Annotated in this window: 13 protein-coding genes; 6 read left to right on the top strand and 7 right to left on the bottom strand. The window is 63.3% G+C overall.

The features are described from left to right. Window positions 1-50 precede the first annotated feature (50 nt). From ACG04R_RS16605 to ACG04R_RS16595, 3 genes are read right to left on the bottom strand one after another with little or no spacing between them, the layout of a single operon-like run. A complete protein-coding gene (locus ACG04R_RS16605; protein WP_394412958.1) occupies window positions 51-1064 on the bottom strand; it encodes a hypothetical protein in 1014 nt (337 codons plus the stop codon). A gap of 30 nt (window positions 1065-1094) precedes the next feature. Beyond that, window positions 1095-2114 carry an HAD domain-containing protein gene (locus ACG04R_RS16600; RefSeq protein WP_394412955.1) on the bottom strand — a complete coding sequence of 340 codons (1020 nt, stop codon included), beginning with the start codon at window positions 2112-2114 and terminating at the stop codon, window positions 1095-1097. A 4-nt stretch (window positions 2115-2118) separates the two neighbouring features. After that, a complete protein-coding gene (locus tag ACG04R_RS16595; protein ID WP_394412952.1) occupies window positions 2119-4032 on the bottom strand; it encodes a phage integrase family protein in 1914 nt (637 codons plus the stop codon). A 485-nt stretch (window positions 4033-4517) separates the two neighbouring features. Between ACG04R_RS16595 and ACG04R_RS16590 the strand changes: the two genes are divergently transcribed. The 6 genes from ACG04R_RS16590 (at window position 4518) to xseB (ending at window position 9204) form a co-directional block, all read left to right on the top strand. Continuing rightward, on the top strand, window positions 4518-5189 hold the full coding sequence (locus ACG04R_RS16590) for a ParA family protein (RefSeq protein ID WP_394412949.1): 672 nt from the start codon (window positions 4518-4520) through the stop codon (window positions 5187-5189). After that, window positions 5186-5551 carry a hypothetical protein gene (locus ACG04R_RS16585; protein ID WP_394412946.1) on the top strand — a complete coding sequence of 122 codons (366 nt, stop codon included), beginning with the start codon at window positions 5186-5188 and terminating at the stop codon, window positions 5549-5551. Before ACG04R_RS16590 ends, ACG04R_RS16585 begins: the two co-directional genes overlap by 4 nt. A gap of 109 nt (window positions 5552-5660) precedes the next feature. Then, a complete protein-coding gene (locus tag ACG04R_RS16580) occupies window positions 5661-6323 on the top strand; it encodes a TauD/TfdA family dioxygenase (protein WP_394412943.1) in 663 nt (220 codons plus the stop codon). Beyond that, window positions 6320-7270: a hypothetical protein gene (locus ACG04R_RS16575; RefSeq protein ID WP_394412940.1), complete on the top strand. Its 951-nt coding sequence runs from the start codon at window positions 6320-6322 to the stop codon at window positions 7268-7270. The genes ACG04R_RS16580 and ACG04R_RS16575 overlap by 4 nt, the downstream gene beginning before the upstream one ends. Window positions 7271-7297: 27 nt before the next feature. Further along, window positions 7298-8989, top strand: a complete 1692-nt coding sequence (gene xseA / locus ACG04R_RS16570; protein WP_394412937.1) for an exodeoxyribonuclease VII large subunit — start codon at window positions 7298-7300, stop codon at window positions 8987-8989. Then, window positions 8986-9204 carry an exodeoxyribonuclease VII small subunit gene (xseB, locus tag ACG04R_RS16565; RefSeq protein WP_394412934.1) on the top strand — a complete coding sequence of 73 codons (219 nt, stop codon included), beginning with the start codon at window positions 8986-8988 and terminating at the stop codon, window positions 9202-9204. The genes xseA and xseB overlap by 4 nt, the downstream gene beginning before the upstream one ends. 10 nt (window positions 9205-9214) lie before the next feature. On the opposite strand, the gene ACG04R_RS16560 is transcribed toward xseB, so the two are convergent. The 4 genes from ACG04R_RS16560 to ACG04R_RS16545 all read right to left on the bottom strand — a co-directional run bounded on the left by ACG04R_RS16560 (window position 9215) and on the right by ACG04R_RS16545 (window position 16006). Next, window positions 9215-11299 carry an ATP-binding protein gene (locus ACG04R_RS16560; RefSeq protein ID WP_394412931.1) on the bottom strand — a complete coding sequence of 695 codons (2085 nt, stop codon included), beginning with the start codon at window positions 11297-11299 and terminating at the stop codon, window positions 9215-9217. An 11-nt stretch (window positions 11300-11310) separates the two neighbouring features. Further along, window positions 11311-12618: an SIR2 family protein gene (locus tag ACG04R_RS16555; protein WP_394412928.1), complete on the bottom strand. Its 1308-nt coding sequence runs from the start codon at window positions 12616-12618 to the stop codon at window positions 11311-11313. A gap of 908 nt (window positions 12619-13526) precedes the next feature. Further along, window positions 13527-14714, bottom strand: coding sequence for a tyrosine-type recombinase/integrase (locus ACG04R_RS16550; protein ID WP_394412925.1), 1188 nt, complete (start codon window positions 14712-14714; stop codon window positions 13527-13529). A 332-nt stretch (window positions 14715-15046) separates the two neighbouring features. Further along, the gene (locus ACG04R_RS16545; protein WP_394412922.1) at window positions 15047-16006 is read right to left on the bottom strand and encodes a hypothetical protein; all 960 of its coding nucleotides are present in this window, start codon (window positions 16004-16006) and stop codon (window positions 15047-15049) included. Window positions 16007-16025: the final 19 nt, after the last annotated feature.

The raw sequence follows: 16025 nt of genomic DNA, 5'->3' as shown, positions 1-16025 counted from the left end.
CAAGCAACCACAACGCGCTCCCACCAAGGCCCATCAAAAAGCGCCGCCATCTACTCGGCTCGCAGTGCTGCTTGCGCAGCAGCAACGCGTTCGAGGTCTGGTCTGTGCCATGGCCACGCGTCAGAAGTTTCGACGGCGGCTGCACCGCCATCGTGGTGCATCGCAGATACCAAGTCTGCTACGGGCTCGCCGTCCGGGTCTGACGCCAGGTGCAGCGGTATCGGCGCATTGATGAGCGAATACTTGAACGGTATTGGTGGCAGCTTCAGCGCGAGCTTCCCGTCGCCTCCAGGCTGGAGCTCCATCTGCGTGGCCTTCTTGTTGAAGAGCGCGCCGATAGGAGTTTCGATGAGATGGTAGATGGCGAAGAAGCTGCGTGCCGGGTAGCCGTTCGTGTGAGGCGTACGGTCGCCATTGCTCTCGGTGAAGTCTGTCAGTGAGTGAACCACTCCATAGCTTGCAGCTGATGTGTCTCGTCGAGTCACACCGAACAGGTCCTTGCGAAAGAACAGCTCCGGATAGCCTTCAGCGTAGGGCAGACCGATGAGCAGCCGCGCACCTGAGTCCTTCGCCTTCATGTTCATGCTGACCACTTGCATGAGATGCTGAGACGTTGGTTGTCTGTACCTATCTGGAGTGGCTTCCGGCAGCTTCGCGTAGGCCTGCAGCGGTGGGGGAACAGGGGTGTAGACCAGCGACTCCTCGCGTGCGGGCTCGTACACCTGCGGTGCGCTGGCAGCGATGGAAGTGTTCCTGTCCCAGAACTCGAGGAAGAGCTCCTCGCCGGAGCCTCTGAGCCGAATCCTTGCGTTCGAGTAGCCGTCCATGAAGTACACGGCGGCAGAGGGCGCAAACGGAGCGACGTCCCTCCATCCATAGGGGGTCGGAATCGCCGCAAGCAAGTCTCGGTGTTGGGCAAGCGCAGGGACCTCCGGCGCCACAGCAGCCGTGACGCGAAAGGCTGCACCTTCGCCTACGCCAGCTGGCGCGACTTGAGCCAGCGCCGCCCGAATGTCGTCGAGCGTTCCAGCGACCGACAACGTCCAGTTCTTCTGCTGTTCCATCGCCCGCCCCAGTAGCTTGGTGAACTCATGCTACTCCTGCCCGTTCCTCCTGAAGGCGAGTGGGTTCCCGATGCTTACACGCTCACAAAGAGCATCCACAAATGCCTCGTCGATGCCGCGGCTGCCGTCGCAGCGGAGAGCCTGGCCCGCAACGTCAGCGAGCAGGTCGGCATCGGTGTCGATGACAACGTAGTCGTCATCCCCGAGCCGCATCCGGGCAACCGCATCTCGAATGCCTGAAGCTCCATCCAGCGTCGAGAGCGTCGTGCCGACCAGAAAGCTGCCTGAACTGCAACAGGCGCACCCGCTTGTTCCGCCGAAACCACCGTCCTCCATGCTCAGCAAATCGAGCAGCTGCACTCGAGTGAGACGAGTGCGCCAGTGAGAGTGCACCACAACGTCAAGCCCACCTGCGCTCAGACAGTCCTCCAACTTTTCGATTGCAGCGTTCCCTTCAACGCGGCGCTTCAAGCTCTCGAAGGAGTTTGGCGGCCGTCGCGGCTGCGGGTACAGCACTCCATCAATTCCTAGGAATGCGACTCGACGTACCGGTTCGCCCCCATTCCACCGTGGATTCGACATGCGCCAGAGCATGTGCCTGAGTGCTTCGGCACCATCGAAGAATTCGATGGCTCCGGCGGGCTGCAGGCCGCCCAGTTCATTTTCCCTTGCGTAGTCAAACCAACGCCAGCTGGTCTCGCAACCGACGACCTTGATGCGTTCGAGTGCCTCCGTGATATCGAACGGGGTCGGCGGGCATCCGTCCGGTACTGAAGCCGTCCACTCCGGCAGACGCTCTTTGAGATTGCCAGGAAATGGTCGTTCTCCCAGGACGGGTGCACGGAGCTCTGCAAGGCCAGCGACCGGAGCCGCTGGTGGCACTGTTGCCGCCCTTCCAACGGGGTCAGCCTGACGAGACAGGTCGCCGTAGGCGGCGAGTAGGTGGTCGAGCTCCCCTCGCACCTCGGGCGGCAGGGCCCATCCAGACATCCGGCGCAAGAAGCGCTCGGATTCGCTCAACGCGCGAAGTTGCTCGTCGGTGATGTGCATAGTCCTATCCTTGGTTCGGAATCCGCCGCAGTTCGCGAATCATGCGGCTTCGCTCCTGCGTCAAGTAGATGGACGTGGTCGTGAGCGACGCGTGACCCATGGCCTGGCAAATCACCTCGACCGGGACACCGGCGACTGCAGCGCGACGCCCGAATGTATGACGCAACCAGTGCGTGGATGCCGCTGCCACATGTTCATCATCTAGACCTCTGGCCGCCGCTGTAGCCGAGCATCGTCCGAGGAAACGCTTGAGGAGCGCGTAGAGACCGGAGGGCGTGAGTGCCCTCCCTGACACTCCGGCCCCGCCTGGCGCCGGTTCGAGGGCTGCGACTAGCGGCCTCGCTGTTGTCGCCGCCGGCAAGTCGAGCGCATGTGCCTCAAGCCACGCGACGACGTCGTCCGGCACCGGGACCTCGCGCGCCTTTCGGCGCTTTCCAACGACCGTGAGCACCCATGCCGAAGATGATTCACCGTCGACCTCTACCTGACGAAGGTCCGAATGTGTTGCCTGCGCAAGCTCGTCGAGGCGGATTCCGCACGCCAGCAGCAATTCGACCAGCGCGCGAAGTCGGCGCCGGTGAGGCCCATCAGCCTCGAGCTCCACGCTCATACGAAGATGTTGAACCTCGGCTGCTGTGAACGACCGCTGCTGGACCTGCATGCGCACAGCCGGCAAGGCCGAGGCCTTCAAGACCGAGCGCATCGGGTTAGCTACCAGGTAGCCGGCAGCTACCAAGCCTTCATAGAGCGCCTGAACAATGACGAGGGCCTGGCGTTGCGAAGCCGGACTCAGTTGCCCGCGGAATGGGCGCCACATGGCGTCCGACCGACTCACTGGCATCACGTTGACCCACTTAGCAGGCACGGCCGCAAGGAATGTTCGGAACGCCTGACAGTCTGGACTGGTCACCGATGAGAGCGGCTTGCCCACTTCGAGCAGGCACCAAAGGAGGAACCGCTCGCTCTCCTTGCGGTAGCTCCGCAGGGTGGCCGACCGCTCACCGAAGCGCTGTAGCCAGGCCTCGACGGCTTCTAGGTCGTTCGAGGCGCCGAGAGTGTTGGGGCCGTGGCTACGGAAAACACCGGACGCACCCGAAAGCTCACGCGGTACCGCAAGCTGCTCCAGGGGCAGAAGGCCGAACTGGCGTGGCATGATGATTTCATAGGCGTGCCCCGTGACTTCATGGCGCACCGACGTCACTTCACCTTGCACGGCAGGCGAAATGCTGTGCGGCCGAAGGTCAACGTCCAGGGCGTCGCGCTGCGCAAGCAGCCACTGCACGATGCGGTCACCCCGCCGCTCGCCGACGCCGCTGCGTCGCCACCAGCGACGCCCACGCGTGTTTATGCGCAACACCAGGTCCGAGAGCGTCGCCAGGCCCGCGGCGCGAAGACGCCGCGCGACCGTCCTGTCCAGCCAGGCATCGACGCTGTCGTGGACCGATGGCCTGCGCGCGAGCAGCGCCTCGGCCAAGTTGAGCGCCTTGACCGCCCTCCCCGCCCTGTCCTGCCAGCCCGCCTCTTCAGCCGCGCGAGCGGCATCTAGGTTGTCCAGTCCGTGCGCAGCGCGGTACTCCGCCAGGAGTTCCTCCTCGGAGTAGAAGTCGCGGTCCAGCCCTTCGCTTGCGGCCCACTCATCCAGCGAAGGCAGCGTTCGCGCGGCAGGCCTCATGTTGAACTGGAGGTCCGCCAACGCTTGGTGCGCCGGGTGTCCGCTGGGTAGGGTTGAGGCGAGCTGGCCGCAGGCCGACCGGACAATTGCGAGCAGAGCAGCGTGGCGGTGCGTCGCGTGCCGGAGGTCGGTGGTGGAATCGCACCAGGCCAAGTACCGGACGAACGCGGCCTGCAGGTCCAGGCCGTGGAGGCCAGCGCGCAGAAATGCGAAGTGGTGCAGCCCAAGGACGCGGTCGTCTCGCATGACCTTCGACAGTGAGCCTGGCGGCCGACCGCGGCGCCTCGGAACGGATGGGATTTCGGGGGCGCAATGCGCGTTGGACAGCTGCTGCATTTCCGCAATGGCGAGTTCGCCAAATTAATCTGACGTGATGATTATGAGGATAATCGTGACGCCTCCGGAAAGCGATATTTGAAGAGCGCTGCACACAATATATTCTGTACGCTGCGGCAGTCGCCAAAAACACCACAAAATGGTTTTCTAGATATTCGATACACCATCAAGTCGGTCGATTCTGACCAGCGCGCGCGGACATGCGAACGCGGCGTCTCTCACCAGCGTGGCAAGGACCAATCAACCACCCGCGGCGGACGACCTTCTGGGCCATATCGGTGCAGTACCGAGTACCGATACGGTACCGGTACATGTGGGTAGCCAGTAGCTATCCAGTTTCAATTCCGCTAGCTTCCCGATACTATGTTGGCATCCGAAAGCTTCCAGATATTCGAATGCCAACCATCGTTTTCGCGAATCCCAAAGGCGGGGCGGGAAAATCAACCGCCGCACTGCTGCTCGCGACCGAGCTTGCGCTCGAAACCGACGTGTGCGTGGTTGATGCCGACGTTCGCCGCAGGATTGCCAAGTGGGCCGCCGGCGGAAACGCCCCGGCGCGGATGACCGTTGTTGACGATGTCGACGAGGAGACCGTCATCGACCGCATCGACGAGGCGGCCGGAGCCGCGCCGGTCGTCATCGTGGACCTTGAGGGCACGGCCAGCAAGCTCGTGCTTCTGGCCATCAGCCAGGCGGACCTGGTCGTGATTCCGCTGCAGGACTCCGCCCCCGACGCCGAGGAAGCTGCTGCCGTCATTCGCGTCATCCGCCAGCAGGAGCGCATGAGCGGCCGCAAGGTTCCTTACGTCGTGGTCCGCACGCGTACACCTGCGGCTTACCGGTCTCGACTGATGACCTACGTGCTGGCGCAGTTGCAGCCCACAGGCGCCCGCATTCTGGAGACCGAAATCGTCGAACGCCAAGCCTTCAAGGCACTCTGGGTCTACCAATGCCCACTCGAGAACCTCCCCTCGGCCGAGGTCAGCGGCACCAGCAACGCCATCAAGAACGCGCGCGCATACGCTCAAGAGGTCGTGCAAGCACTTCGCGGGGTGGCGACCGCATGACCCCAACCAAGGTGCCGCTGTTCGCCGGCCTCGATGCCGTCGTCACCCAGCCGTCTTCGCGCAAGTCGGTCGACCTCAGCCAGGTCGACGAACTCGCAAGGGCGAACGACTTCCCCAGCCGGCCAGTAGCTACCGGAGCGCTTCCCGATACCGGGAAGCCCTCCGCAGGCGGGAAGCTACCGGCTACCGAGCAAACAATCCGGCGGCGTCGCTACACGACTGGCCGGAACATGCAGCTGAACATCAAGGCCACGCCGGACACGGTCCGTCAAATGGGCGAGCTGGCGGACAGGATGGGGGTGCCCCTGGGCGTCGTCTTGGAGCGGGCTCTTGCCTCCCTTGCTGCTAGCTTTGACCGGTAGCTGGTAGCTACCGGCTACGATTGCACTCGTTGGCCGCTCGAAGGCCAGATGACGGCCATGGGCACCAGTGAGAGACCTGGAGTCCAGCGCGCTAAGGGGGATGGCGGGATTGAACGACTTGCTCAACTTTCGCGAGCTTTCGACTCGAGGCTGGACCGCCGTCGACGCGAGTGCTGCCCGCATCGGCCTTGCGCAAGCCGTTGAGCAGCTTGCGGGCACGCTCGGCAGACCGGTCCCCTTGCGCGGCAGGAGGCTTGTACAGGAGCTTCGCCCCACGCCGAGCGAGCGTGCCCACCCACGCTCGTTGAGCATGTTGTTCGGAGAGGGTGCCTTTCCACTGCACATTGATACCGCGCATTGGCCCGTCCCCTGCCGCTATGTCGTCATGGCGTGCGCATCCGCCGACGGTCATGCTGCGCGCACAAGCCTCTTGCCGATTGGTAGGTTGACGCTCACACGTGACGAGCAGTCGATGCTTCACACGACCGTCTTCCGCGTTCGCAGTGGTCGCCACTCCTTCTTCGCTACCGTCGCGTCACGCGAGCGCAGCTTCATTCGGTTCGACCCAGGATGCATGGAGCCGACCTGCAGCAGCGGGCCGCACGTCATGTCGCTCTTGTCCTCGAACCGCTGGGCGAGCTCCCTTGAGGAGATTGACTGGGAACCCGGTGTCATCGTTGTCGTCGACAACTGGCGTGTGCTTCACGGACGCGATGCAGCAGCGGGCATTGAGTCTGAATCGAGGACCTTACTGCGAGTGCTTGTTCAATGACAAACCAAGCTCCTCCTTCGACCTTCCTGCCCGAAGCTCTGCATTCAAAGTCACTGGTCTACATACGCCGAGCCTTCCGGGCAAAAAAAACGGGAGACGTCGACGAGTATCAGTTGTGGGCGTCGCTGGCGCTCGAGTTGCTCGGGAAGGCGGCCCTGGCCAAGATTTCACCAGCTCTGATTGCCGACCCGGCTCACCACGAATCCTTGTTCGCGGCATGCGGCGTCCACCTCGGGACGGACTTCAAGACCATCTCTGCGAAGACCCTGTTCTCGCGGCTGCCGCACATCAGCAAGGGGTTTGACCCACAAGTTCAGAAGTTCTGCGAGCAAGTCGCGCTCCAGCGGAATGCGGAACTGCACTCTGGCGAGTCACCGTTCTTGGCACTCCTGCCGGCGGTTTGGGACCAGCGCTACTGGTACGCCATCTCGGTGTTGCTCTCGGCACAAGGACGCACCCTCGAGGAATGGCTCGGCGCCGAGGAGGCCGCCGCGCCGAAGCAGGTGCTCGAGGATGCTCAGCACGCCATCAGCCAGGCCATCGCAGAGCGAATTGCAAGAGCGAAGACATCGTTTGAGAAGAACACTCCGAACCCCGCTCGCAGAGCGGAACTCGTGCAGACTTCCGCATCGATTCGCCCTTGGGAGCACTACAAGGAGTTCAGCACCAGCAACGATGGGTTCGAAAAGCACCTGTGTCCAGCATGCGGAGCGACAGGCATCCTCGGCGGCTCTCTTTGGGAAGAAGTCGAATCTGAAGAGCAAGACCCAGATGACCCAACTATCGAGATGGTCGACCTCACGTACCTGTCCGAGGAGTTCCGCTGCTTCACCTGCCGATTGACTCTTGAGGGGCGGCGGGAGGTACACGCGGCCCAACTCCCCGAGGAGTTTTACCACCAGGAGGAGCGCGAACGAAAGTTCGAACCCGAGTATGGAAACGACTAGCCACCATACCCCCTGTCGAAGCAAGGCGTGAACTACCTCAAGGTACCCTATCGAGAAAAGGACGAAGCCAAGTCCCTCGGCGCCCGCTGGGACCGTGATGCATCGTCGTGGTATGTCCCCACCGGGGTCGACATCACACCGTTCTCGAAGTGGCTTCCTGCGAGCGCGGCCAGCGCCTTGGCGCCATCGACGTCGAATTCGACGGACCTTGCAGCGCCGGCATCCACGACCGAACTTGAAGTCCCGAAGGGCATCTCACTCTCGCGCCTTCTCGCCGGCGTCGCGGCAGCCGTGTCGGCCGCCTACCGCGAAGGCGTCTGGATTCGCGCCGAGGTCATGAAGGTCGACGCCCGCAATCAGAACGTCTACCTTGAGCTCTCCGAGCGCACCGCCGAGGGCGACGTCACTGCCACCGGCCGCGGCTTCATTCCAGCCCGAGTTGCCAACCGCATCCTCCCCGAGTTCCAGCGCGCCACGGGCGCCACGCTCGGCCCCGGCATCAAGGTTCTCGTCCGCGCCAGGCCCGTCTTCAGCGCACGCTGGGGCCTCTCGCTGGAAATCGACGCCATTGATGCCAGCTTCACGCTCGGAGACCTGGCCGCTCGGATGCGCGAAATTCGAGTGCGACTTCAACGTGAGGGCCTGTTCGATGCCAACAAGCAGCTTCCGGCGCCGGTCGACTTCGAGCTCGTTCTGGTCACTGCCCCTGAGGAAGCCGCGGGGCTCGGTGACTTCCGCGCCGACGCCGATGTTCTTCAGCGGCACGGCGTCTGTAGGTTCGTCTACGCGCACTCACGCTTTCAAGGCGACGGCTCCGCTGCCGAAATCCTCTCGGCCGCACAGAATGGACTCGCTGCTATCGAGGACGACCACGGCCGCCTCCCCGACGCCGTCGTCGTCATCCGGGGCGGGGGCGCCGTCAACGACCTCGCATGGCTGAACGACTACGCGCTCGCACGCTGGATTTGCGAGTGCCCGGTGCCCGTACTCAGTGGCATCGGGCATGAGCGCGACAACACCATCCTCGACGAGGTCGCGCACACACGCTTCGATACCCCGAGCAAGGTCATAGCCGGTATCCGCGACCGAATCGTCGCCAGAACGCGCGCCGCCATTGAAGCATACGAGTCCATCATGTCCACCGCCGAGCGCGCGGTGACGGAGCGGCGGCAGCAAAGCGACCGACTCGTTGAGACCGTAAAGTCGAGCGCGGCGGCCGCACTCCACCGAGCTCGCCTGGAATCGGAGCGCCTCAACACGGGCATTCGCGCCGGAGTGCAGGGGCAGTTGGCACAAGCGAAGCAGCGGGTTCCTTCGCTGCTTTCGGATGTAAGGTCCGGCGCATCCACGGCGATTGCGGAGGCGAGGTCCGGCGCCGAGCGGTGGTTCGCCGTGACTGGCGAGCGGGCAAGAGCGGCCGCCGACCAGGCTCGCGTGGCCGCAGCCACTCACATGGGCGTCGTTCACGACCGTTCGCTACTCCTCGTCGAGACGGCGCGCAAGGCGGCCGTGGGCTTGCTTCGCGAAGTGATGGGCCAGGGGCCGCAGCGCACGCTTGCGCGAGGCTTCGCGTTGGTGCGTGGTGTCGATGGGAAGCCAGTGACGCGTATCGCCGGCGTGGCTGCCGGCGACACCATTGAAATTGAGCTTGCCGACGGTCAGCTTGGCGCCGCCGTCAGCGAGGTGAAACGTGGCGCCGACGAGAGAGGTGAGTCATGAGCGCAGTTCCGGAGACAAGGGGAACCTTCAAGGAGGCCTTCGGCGTCCTCCAGCGCAATGCTGAAGTCCTGCGCAACCAGCGCGAGCCCAACATCGACGACCTCCTGCAAATCGTGCAGGGCTCGGTGGCGGCATATAAGGTCTGCACTGAACGCATTGATGCCGTTGAGGCGGCCCTGAAGGAGGCCTTGGGGACAGACGGCACGACAGCCTGAGTGCCCCGCGCTACGACGATGTCCAGTCGGCGACGATAGCCGCCCAATCAACGGCTCGCGGCTCGCGAAGTGTCCACACCCCCCAGAAATCAGGGTCAGACGACTGTGGACGCTGGGCGTCTGGGAGCTCGTCAACTTCCACCAGGACTGGAATCGGTGTCGCCCATCCCAGAAGCACCGCCTGCCTCGATGGAAGGCTTGGCAACTCGCGCAACAGCCCTGCCACGTTGTCCGGCACCAAACGGCCCACCAAGTTCTGGTCGGCATCGTTGACGATGCGGTGAAGAAGGAAGGTGTTGCACTGTGCCAGTACCGTGGGAGACAGCTCCGAGGGCCTTTGCGATGACAGCACCAGGCCAAGACCAAACTTTCGACCTTCTCGGGCGATGCGTTCAAATGTCTCCCGACAGAGCTGGCCCGGAGTCGCAGCGGGCCCGGCGTCGTCTCCCCCGCGTCGAACGAACGTGTGAGCCTCCTCCAAGACGAGAACAGTTGGAAGCGCTTTCCCCTCCGCGTTGACGCGGCGGTATCTCTGAAGAGACTCGAACACCAGGCGTGCAAGCACGGCGACCATGATGTGAACCATCTCAGACGGCACCAGGGAGAGGTCGACGATAGCCATAGGCCCGTTGGCTCCACCGCTGTCTCCGACGTAGTCGCTCAGCCAATCCTCAAACCTGACGGGAGGTTGATGGCCGACGACAGCTCCGAGCCGGTGGTCGGCAAGCATTCCCCTGATGCGAAGTCCAAGCGTCGAGACGAAACCTGCGACGTTTGCCCCCTGCTCGGAGGCTGTTCTTTCGAGGTGCTCCGCGAGCAAATTGACATCGAAGAAGAGCGGAGCATCCTCGCTGATTGGAGCCGCGTCCCCAAGGTCCGGCAACGTTTCGGCGAGAGTCAGGAGCGCATCTCGCACCGACTCGAGGTCACCCACCGAGAAGTCGTTGAAGTACGCACCGGACCGCCGGCTATTGACCACCGTCTCCGCTCGTGCGGCCGCGGCGGTGAGCTCACTAGTGGTCGGCTCCTCGACTCCCTGCGCCAACCAGTTGCAGTCGTTCTGTATCGTCTCGAGCAACCGCGCGCATTCGAACCTCGAACGGGGAGAACCTGCGAAGGCCTGGGTACCGGAGTTGAGCATCGCAGAGACGCGCGTCGCGTAGGAAACGAGGTATCGGCGAACCACTGCCTCTCGCGGAACACCCTGGGTCTGCCCACTCTTGAGCTCGCGAAGCCCCTGCATAAGCAGCGGGCGCTGCGCTCCCGGCTGGGCTTGCGCAACGGCAGTCCATTCATGGCCGCTCCACAGCCAAGCAGGCACCTCCAGCGCGCGTTCGCCCGCTGCAATCGGTGGAACACGGAATACCCGAACTTTGTCGCCAAGGTCGGCGAAGGCTCTCGCGTATTCACCGTTAGGGTCAAGCACGATGAAGCGTGCATTCGCCGGAGTGTCACCCCTGCCACCGTCAGCAATGGCCCTCGACGCGGCATCAAGCGACCAGCGAATGAGGCCCGCAACAGTGCATGACTTGCCGCTGCCGGTGTTCCCCAAGACAGCTAGGTGGCGCCCGAAGAGCTTGTCCGGGTCCACCATGATGGCGGCATTTGAGGCCAGCGGTGACGCTCCGATGCGAACACGGCGGTCCGAGTCCCTCGCACCGACGATGGCTTCGACCTGCTCCGCCGTCGGCATCAACACCTGGTCGCCGACGGAGGGGAACGCCATCACGCCACGCGAGAGCTCATGCCGCATCCCGCCCGTGACCTTGTCTCGAACCCTCGTCAGCGTTCCCACCGGCGACACCGACATCTTCCGGAGGGGAAACGGCAAGTCGATGAGCCCAAAGTCTTTCAGCCCCGACCTCTTCGGATACGGTGACCGTTCAATGCCAATCCACGAGATGTAGGCGACAGTCGCTCCAGCTTCGTTCGGGATGAGGACGTAGCTATTGATGCGCGGAAACGGCGCCGGCGTCCCCGTGTTCAAGGCCGTCGCATGGGGTGCATCGAGTTCGAGTAAGACCCGGACCTCCCCCGGGGACACAGACTCCACGGCGCCGACAACAAGACTGGACAGTCGCTCGATAGGTGTCATTGGTCTTCCTGTCAGAACGGGTCAACCGGAGAGGCAGGAGGTACTCCCCCTCCGTCGGCTGCTCCCGGCGCACCATCGAAAGGACGTCTCTTCAGAAGCTCAGTCATCCGGCCGGTGATGTAGTCCAGCGCGGGCTTAGGGAGGTAGTGCTCAACGAGGGCGGACAGGTCACCGAAGTGAGGCCCAATCAGCAGGGTGACCTGGGCGTCCCTGACGTTTGCGCAGAACGCCTTCACCCGGTCGCTCGCGCTGTGAGCGATGATGACCATGTGCGTCGACGGAATGGTCAGCATGTCGAGCAGCACGCGATTGACGTGGTCGTCACCGAAACCGTACCCGTACGCTACGACGACAGCGTTGGGCCTGCACACCGCCGCGGCAAAGTCCCGGAAGAGCTCAGCGTAAGGGTACTGCGTCGTCTCGACGTCCTTGGCCGGGTTCGGATAAATCATCACCGTGTCAATCGGCCTGACGGGCATTTCGCTATGCCCGTCAAGCGCGCCAAACGGTATGCCCTTCCGCACGATTTGGCGGGCACTCTTGTCGAAGCACCAGTCGAGAGAGCCGTGGAGCTTCGTGAGCCGCACGACGCCTTCCATGTACCGGGGCTCCCCTCGAATCCCGGGAGGGTTGTAGTGCACGTCGACCTCAACGCGACTCGCACGGAATACGGGGTTGAGCGCACCGACAAAGCGGTCGATGCTCCGCAGGCCGGCAAGGTCACAGCCATGTTCGATGAGTCGGTCGTAGTTGGTCGTGAAGATGTGCAGTCGCTCCCTCGATGCCGCTCGGCTCGCGAAACTCAGGAGGAAAGACTGCAGCGCCGACAAGGCGCTTTGTCTTGCTTCCGCATCCGTCGCGGCGACGATGCCACGCTCGGTCTCGAGGAGCGACTTCAGAAAGAGGGTCAACTGCGCGTCGACGGCATTCTTCAAGGCGTCTGCCCCAGCCGGGTCGGTCACCTCAAGCCCACCGATGACAGCCAGTGCGCTCCGAAACTGGTCCTCGATGTTGGCGCCTCCGCGCTTCATGACCGCCGCAGCGGCGTCCGCGTGCGCGTCGATGGCGGGGTCATGAGCTGTGCCGAAGGTCACCTTCGACATCCCCGTTGCCGAGGCTCCGGCCATGTGGCCGACCGCGATGGTGAGACCGCTGCCAACGAGCAAGTTGAGGTGCTCCGCCTGGAACACGGCTGACAGCCACGGCTCGATTCCCTTCCGCGCCCTGGCTACGAACTTGTCGAGTTCCTCGCCATCGGGAAGGTCGTCCCTCGCGTCTGAATGGCTGCCGGCACGGTAGGTGTGCTTCTTCCAGTCCATCGTGCCTCCCTGGGAATTGGCTTTGCGCGCAGTCTAAAGCTTGGACCACAGGGCCACCATCGCCTCGAATGCGCCCCTTCGAGCCCTCGACACCCGGGCTGGACATCGGACGTGGCCGATATATACTGGATGCATGTACAGTCCTCCGGCGCGCATGAGTGCTTGCGCGCCCCCCGAAATGACACGCTCGAGCGAAGACTCTTCGCAGGGCGCTCTGGAAGCTGGCAACTGGAGGAGTCCTGCGGTACGAATGGTCGAACCGGTTCGATTCGATATTTATCGAGGGTCGACGGTGTCGCCTACGTGAACGGCGGCTGCGTCGACTACATCAGCTCGGTCGCCCCACATCGGCCGCCGTCAACATCGTGGAGGTCCATTGTGCGAGAGGCGCTTCGCCAGAACTATCGTCCACCTCGCCGTGCTCCGGCTTGGCTACGCAGGGTCTGGGCTTGGTTGTAGCGCAGCAAGCCCCCGGGCCCGCCTTGCGGCCCATACTGCTTCCAACGCTTGCTCGATGTAGGGCGATGTGAAAATGCGGGCTGGCAGCAACAAGGCAGCGGATTGCAGGTCGGTATGGCGGATTGGGTTGTGCGGCTCGGCGAGCAGGAGTGGTCTAGATTCACCTACGCGCGCCCTGGCGACGACTCGGTTCGCTTGCTAGGAAGCGTTCGCCGTGGCGCCCAGGCCGGTGCCCTCGGCATCACACAGGACGGCGACTTCGTCCAGGTCAATGGAGACCACGTTACAGCGCTGAGCCGAAGCCAGCTGCGCCACGCCGTTGCAAGAGCCGGCGCCCCAGCGTCGCGACCCTATACGGTTCAGCGACCAGCTCCGGCGCCAGTGGTCCTTGTCAAGCGGCGTAGGACATTCTCGAAGGCCTAAGGCAAAAGCGGCGTGTCACCGTCGGTTCAACGGGTAGCTTTGACGGCCCCTCGCGCTTGCCGGCGAGCCAGATGCTCGGCCCGAAGGGTCAGCACCGACTTGTCGAACGTACCCTTGTCATCCTTGATGAGCTCGAGTGCACGGACCAACTCGCCCATGGTTGCGACCGAGTAGTGAGCGGTGATAGTGCCCTGGGAGTGCCAGAGGATGTCGGCGATGGAGCGTTCGGCTGCGCCACGCTCTCGGAGGCGAGTTGCCACGACGTGGCGGAGGTCATGCACGTGCAAGTCGCCCAGGCCTGCCCTCTCTCGGGCGCCTTGCCACGCGGTGTTGTTCATGGTCTCCACCGGTTGATATGCCATCGGTGGCTGCTTGTGCTTCTTCTTCGTCGAGGTTCGCTCCCGCCTCCAGACGAACACATACTTCTCGTGTTTGCCGCGCTGGCGCTCGATGACTGCTTGAGCAGCGGAATTTAGGAACAAGACCTGTGCGGTCTTGTCCTCGCCATCCTCTCCCTTCACATGCTGCGGAGGCACGAAGAACACCGAGACGCCGAGCTCCTCGATTGGGAGCTCCCAATCCCATTGAAGGCTGCAGATGACGTCGTCTCGAGCGCCGGTGTTGAGCCCGAACAGTGCCATCTCCTTCAAGTGCGTTGGAAGCGCTTTTAGCAGTTCCTCCTGCTGCGCCCAGGTCAGATGCTTCGCCGGCCGCCGGTCAAGCACTGGCTTGAGGACCAGCGACGGGGCGTGCTCCAACAGCTTGAGGCCAGTGACTTCGTCACGCCAGAGCTTGTAGGCCCTGTTCAAGACCGCGCGCACTGTCGAGACGCCGTCGTTAATCGTCTTGGTCTTGCAGCCCTGTTTGCGTCGGGCTTCGCGAAACGGGTCCAGCGTGCCGTCATGAATCCTGTCGATGTAGAGGCTGCCGATGAACGGCATGAGCGCGTCGAGATGGTGAACGTCGGTAACGACGGACCGCTTGCCTTCTTCCTGCTTCTCCTTCAAGAACCTAGCCGCGGCCTCACGGAAAGTCACCTTCGGCCGCTCCCCAAACTGGGTCTGCCGGCGCAGGTTCTCAAGTTGCAGAATCAGCCACTCTTCCGCCTCTTGATAGCTGCCGAAATGCTCTCGTAGGCGGCGCTTCCGATAGCGTTTGTCGACCCAGTAGCGTCCGGTTTCTTCGTCGCGGTAGATGCCCGTCGTGCGGCCCATGGTTTCTCTTGCTTAGTTCGGTCGTTCAGTTGTTGCTTTGGGCTCGCAGGAGTGACGCCCTCTTCCTCACCGCTTGTTGGCTCTCCAGCCTTGAGGCGCTCAAACAGCGCATCAAGGTCGTGGCGGTCGTACACGCGTGACGTGCCAGATGGAAACGACGGCAGGGACTTCTTGATGGCATCGAACGCGCGGCGTTTGAGCCCTAGATACGTCATGGCGTCCTCAGCTGAGAGGCCACGCGGCTGCATGCCGATGAAGGTGTCTCGTGCTCCCATGCTCTACTCGGTGCCGCGTTCGGTGACTTGCATTATGGGTACAGTGTATCACTTTGCTCACGCCTTGTCAAGACTCCGGCGAGAGCTCGCCACCCCGTGGAGCCCGCGTGATTTGATGACTTTCACGTCATCCCGGGCGGTCTCGTAGAACACACAGTTGCGCCCATTGTGAAGGCGGATTGCGATGCCCAGCTCGGCCAGCAGTTCGGCGTCCTTGCCGTGCTTGAGCTCGGCGACGGTGCGGTCGCGAGCGCTGCCACTCGAAGCCCCGAGCAGGTCCAGGACGTCGTTGAGTGGGCGTCCTCTCAGGTAGTCGTTTGACAGCGCAAAGCGAGCCAGGCTCGCGGCCACGACGTCCATCTGATAGATGGTTTCGAGTGCTGGGTGGTAGCGCAGGCTGATGTCGGAGAGGAATCGCCGCAGGTAGACGCCACCCAGCGCGACGAAGGCCAGACCTTCGAACTGTCGCGCGTCGTAGCCCTTGAGGGTCAACGCGGCGTCGAGCCCGTCCTTCGCGCTGTCCACGCCGAAGCGGTAGTCGGACATGTAGTCGACACAAAGCGGTTGCACCTGGCCCACGCCGTCATTGAAGCCGGGCGGCACGTACTGGACCTGGATGTGCTGCATCTCCACGGCGAGCTTGTCAATGTGCAGGTACATCTGCTTGTCGCCGAACACGCAACGCGCGGCGTCCTTGCGGTCGATGAAGAAGCCCTGATTCCCGCCGGCGATGGCGACCGGCTTGGCGATGAACAGGATGTAGTCGAGGAAGCGGCGATGGCGCTCCCGACGCGGACCCCACATGCGCACCAGGCCGCCGTCGTCGTCGCGAAACTCATAGGGTGCCTGGGCCGCGGTGGGGACGCCGCGCTTGCCGGGCACCACGACGTTGTTCGAGGCCGGGAAGGCGGACGAGCGAACCTCGGAGGCGGTGGCCAGCGGCATCCGCTTCATCAACGGGCTGTCGGCGGGGTACGCGTACTCGGTCACCGGGAGCAGGGATAGTTGCTGTTGCATGGATGCTTACCCCGGGGCC

The organism is Pelomonas candidula (assembly GCF_043555985.1).
Classification (GTDB): Bacteria; Pseudomonadota; Gammaproteobacteria; order Burkholderiales; family Burkholderiaceae_C; genus Pelomonas; species Pelomonas candidula.
Note: the sequence above shows the minus strand (reverse complement) of the source record. Positions and strands in the feature narration are given on the sequence as shown.

Coding starts and splice junctions, on each gene's coding strand:
- ACG04R_RS16605 (WP_394412958.1), bottom strand. CDS start 1,064: ATGGAACAGCAGAAGAACTGGACGTTGTCGGTCGCTGGAACGCTCGAC.
- ACG04R_RS16600 (WP_394412955.1), bottom strand. CDS start 2,114: ATGCACATCACCGACGAGCAACTTCGCGCGTTGAGCGAATCCGAGCGC.
- ACG04R_RS16595 (WP_394412952.1), bottom strand. CDS start 4,032: ATGCGAGACGACCGCGTCCTTGGGCTGCACCACTTCGCATTTCTGCGC.
- ACG04R_RS16590 (WP_394412949.1), top strand. CDS start 4,518: ATGCCAACCATCGTTTTCGCGAATCCCAAAGGCGGGGCGGGAAAATCA.
- ACG04R_RS16585 (WP_394412946.1), top strand. CDS start 5,186: ATGACCCCAACCAAGGTGCCGCTGTTCGCCGGCCTCGATGCCGTCGTC.
- ACG04R_RS16575 (WP_394412940.1), top strand. CDS start 6,320: ATGACAAACCAAGCTCCTCCTTCGACCTTCCTGCCCGAAGCTCTGCAT.
- xseB (WP_394412934.1), top strand. CDS start 8,986: ATGAGCGCAGTTCCGGAGACAAGGGGAACCTTCAAGGAGGCCTTCGGC.
- ACG04R_RS16560 (WP_394412931.1), bottom strand. CDS start 11,299: ATGACACCTATCGAGCGACTGTCCAGTCTTGTTGTCGGCGCCGTGGAG.
- ACG04R_RS16555 (WP_394412928.1), bottom strand. CDS start 12,618: ATGGACTGGAAGAAGCACACCTACCGTGCCGGCAGCCATTCAGACGCG.
- ACG04R_RS16550 (WP_394412925.1), bottom strand. CDS start 14,714: ATGGGCCGCACGACGGGCATCTACCGCGACGAAGAAACCGGACGCTAC.
- ACG04R_RS16545 (WP_394412922.1), bottom strand. CDS start 16,006: ATGCAACAGCAACTATCCCTGCTCCCGGTGACCGAGTACGCGTACCCC.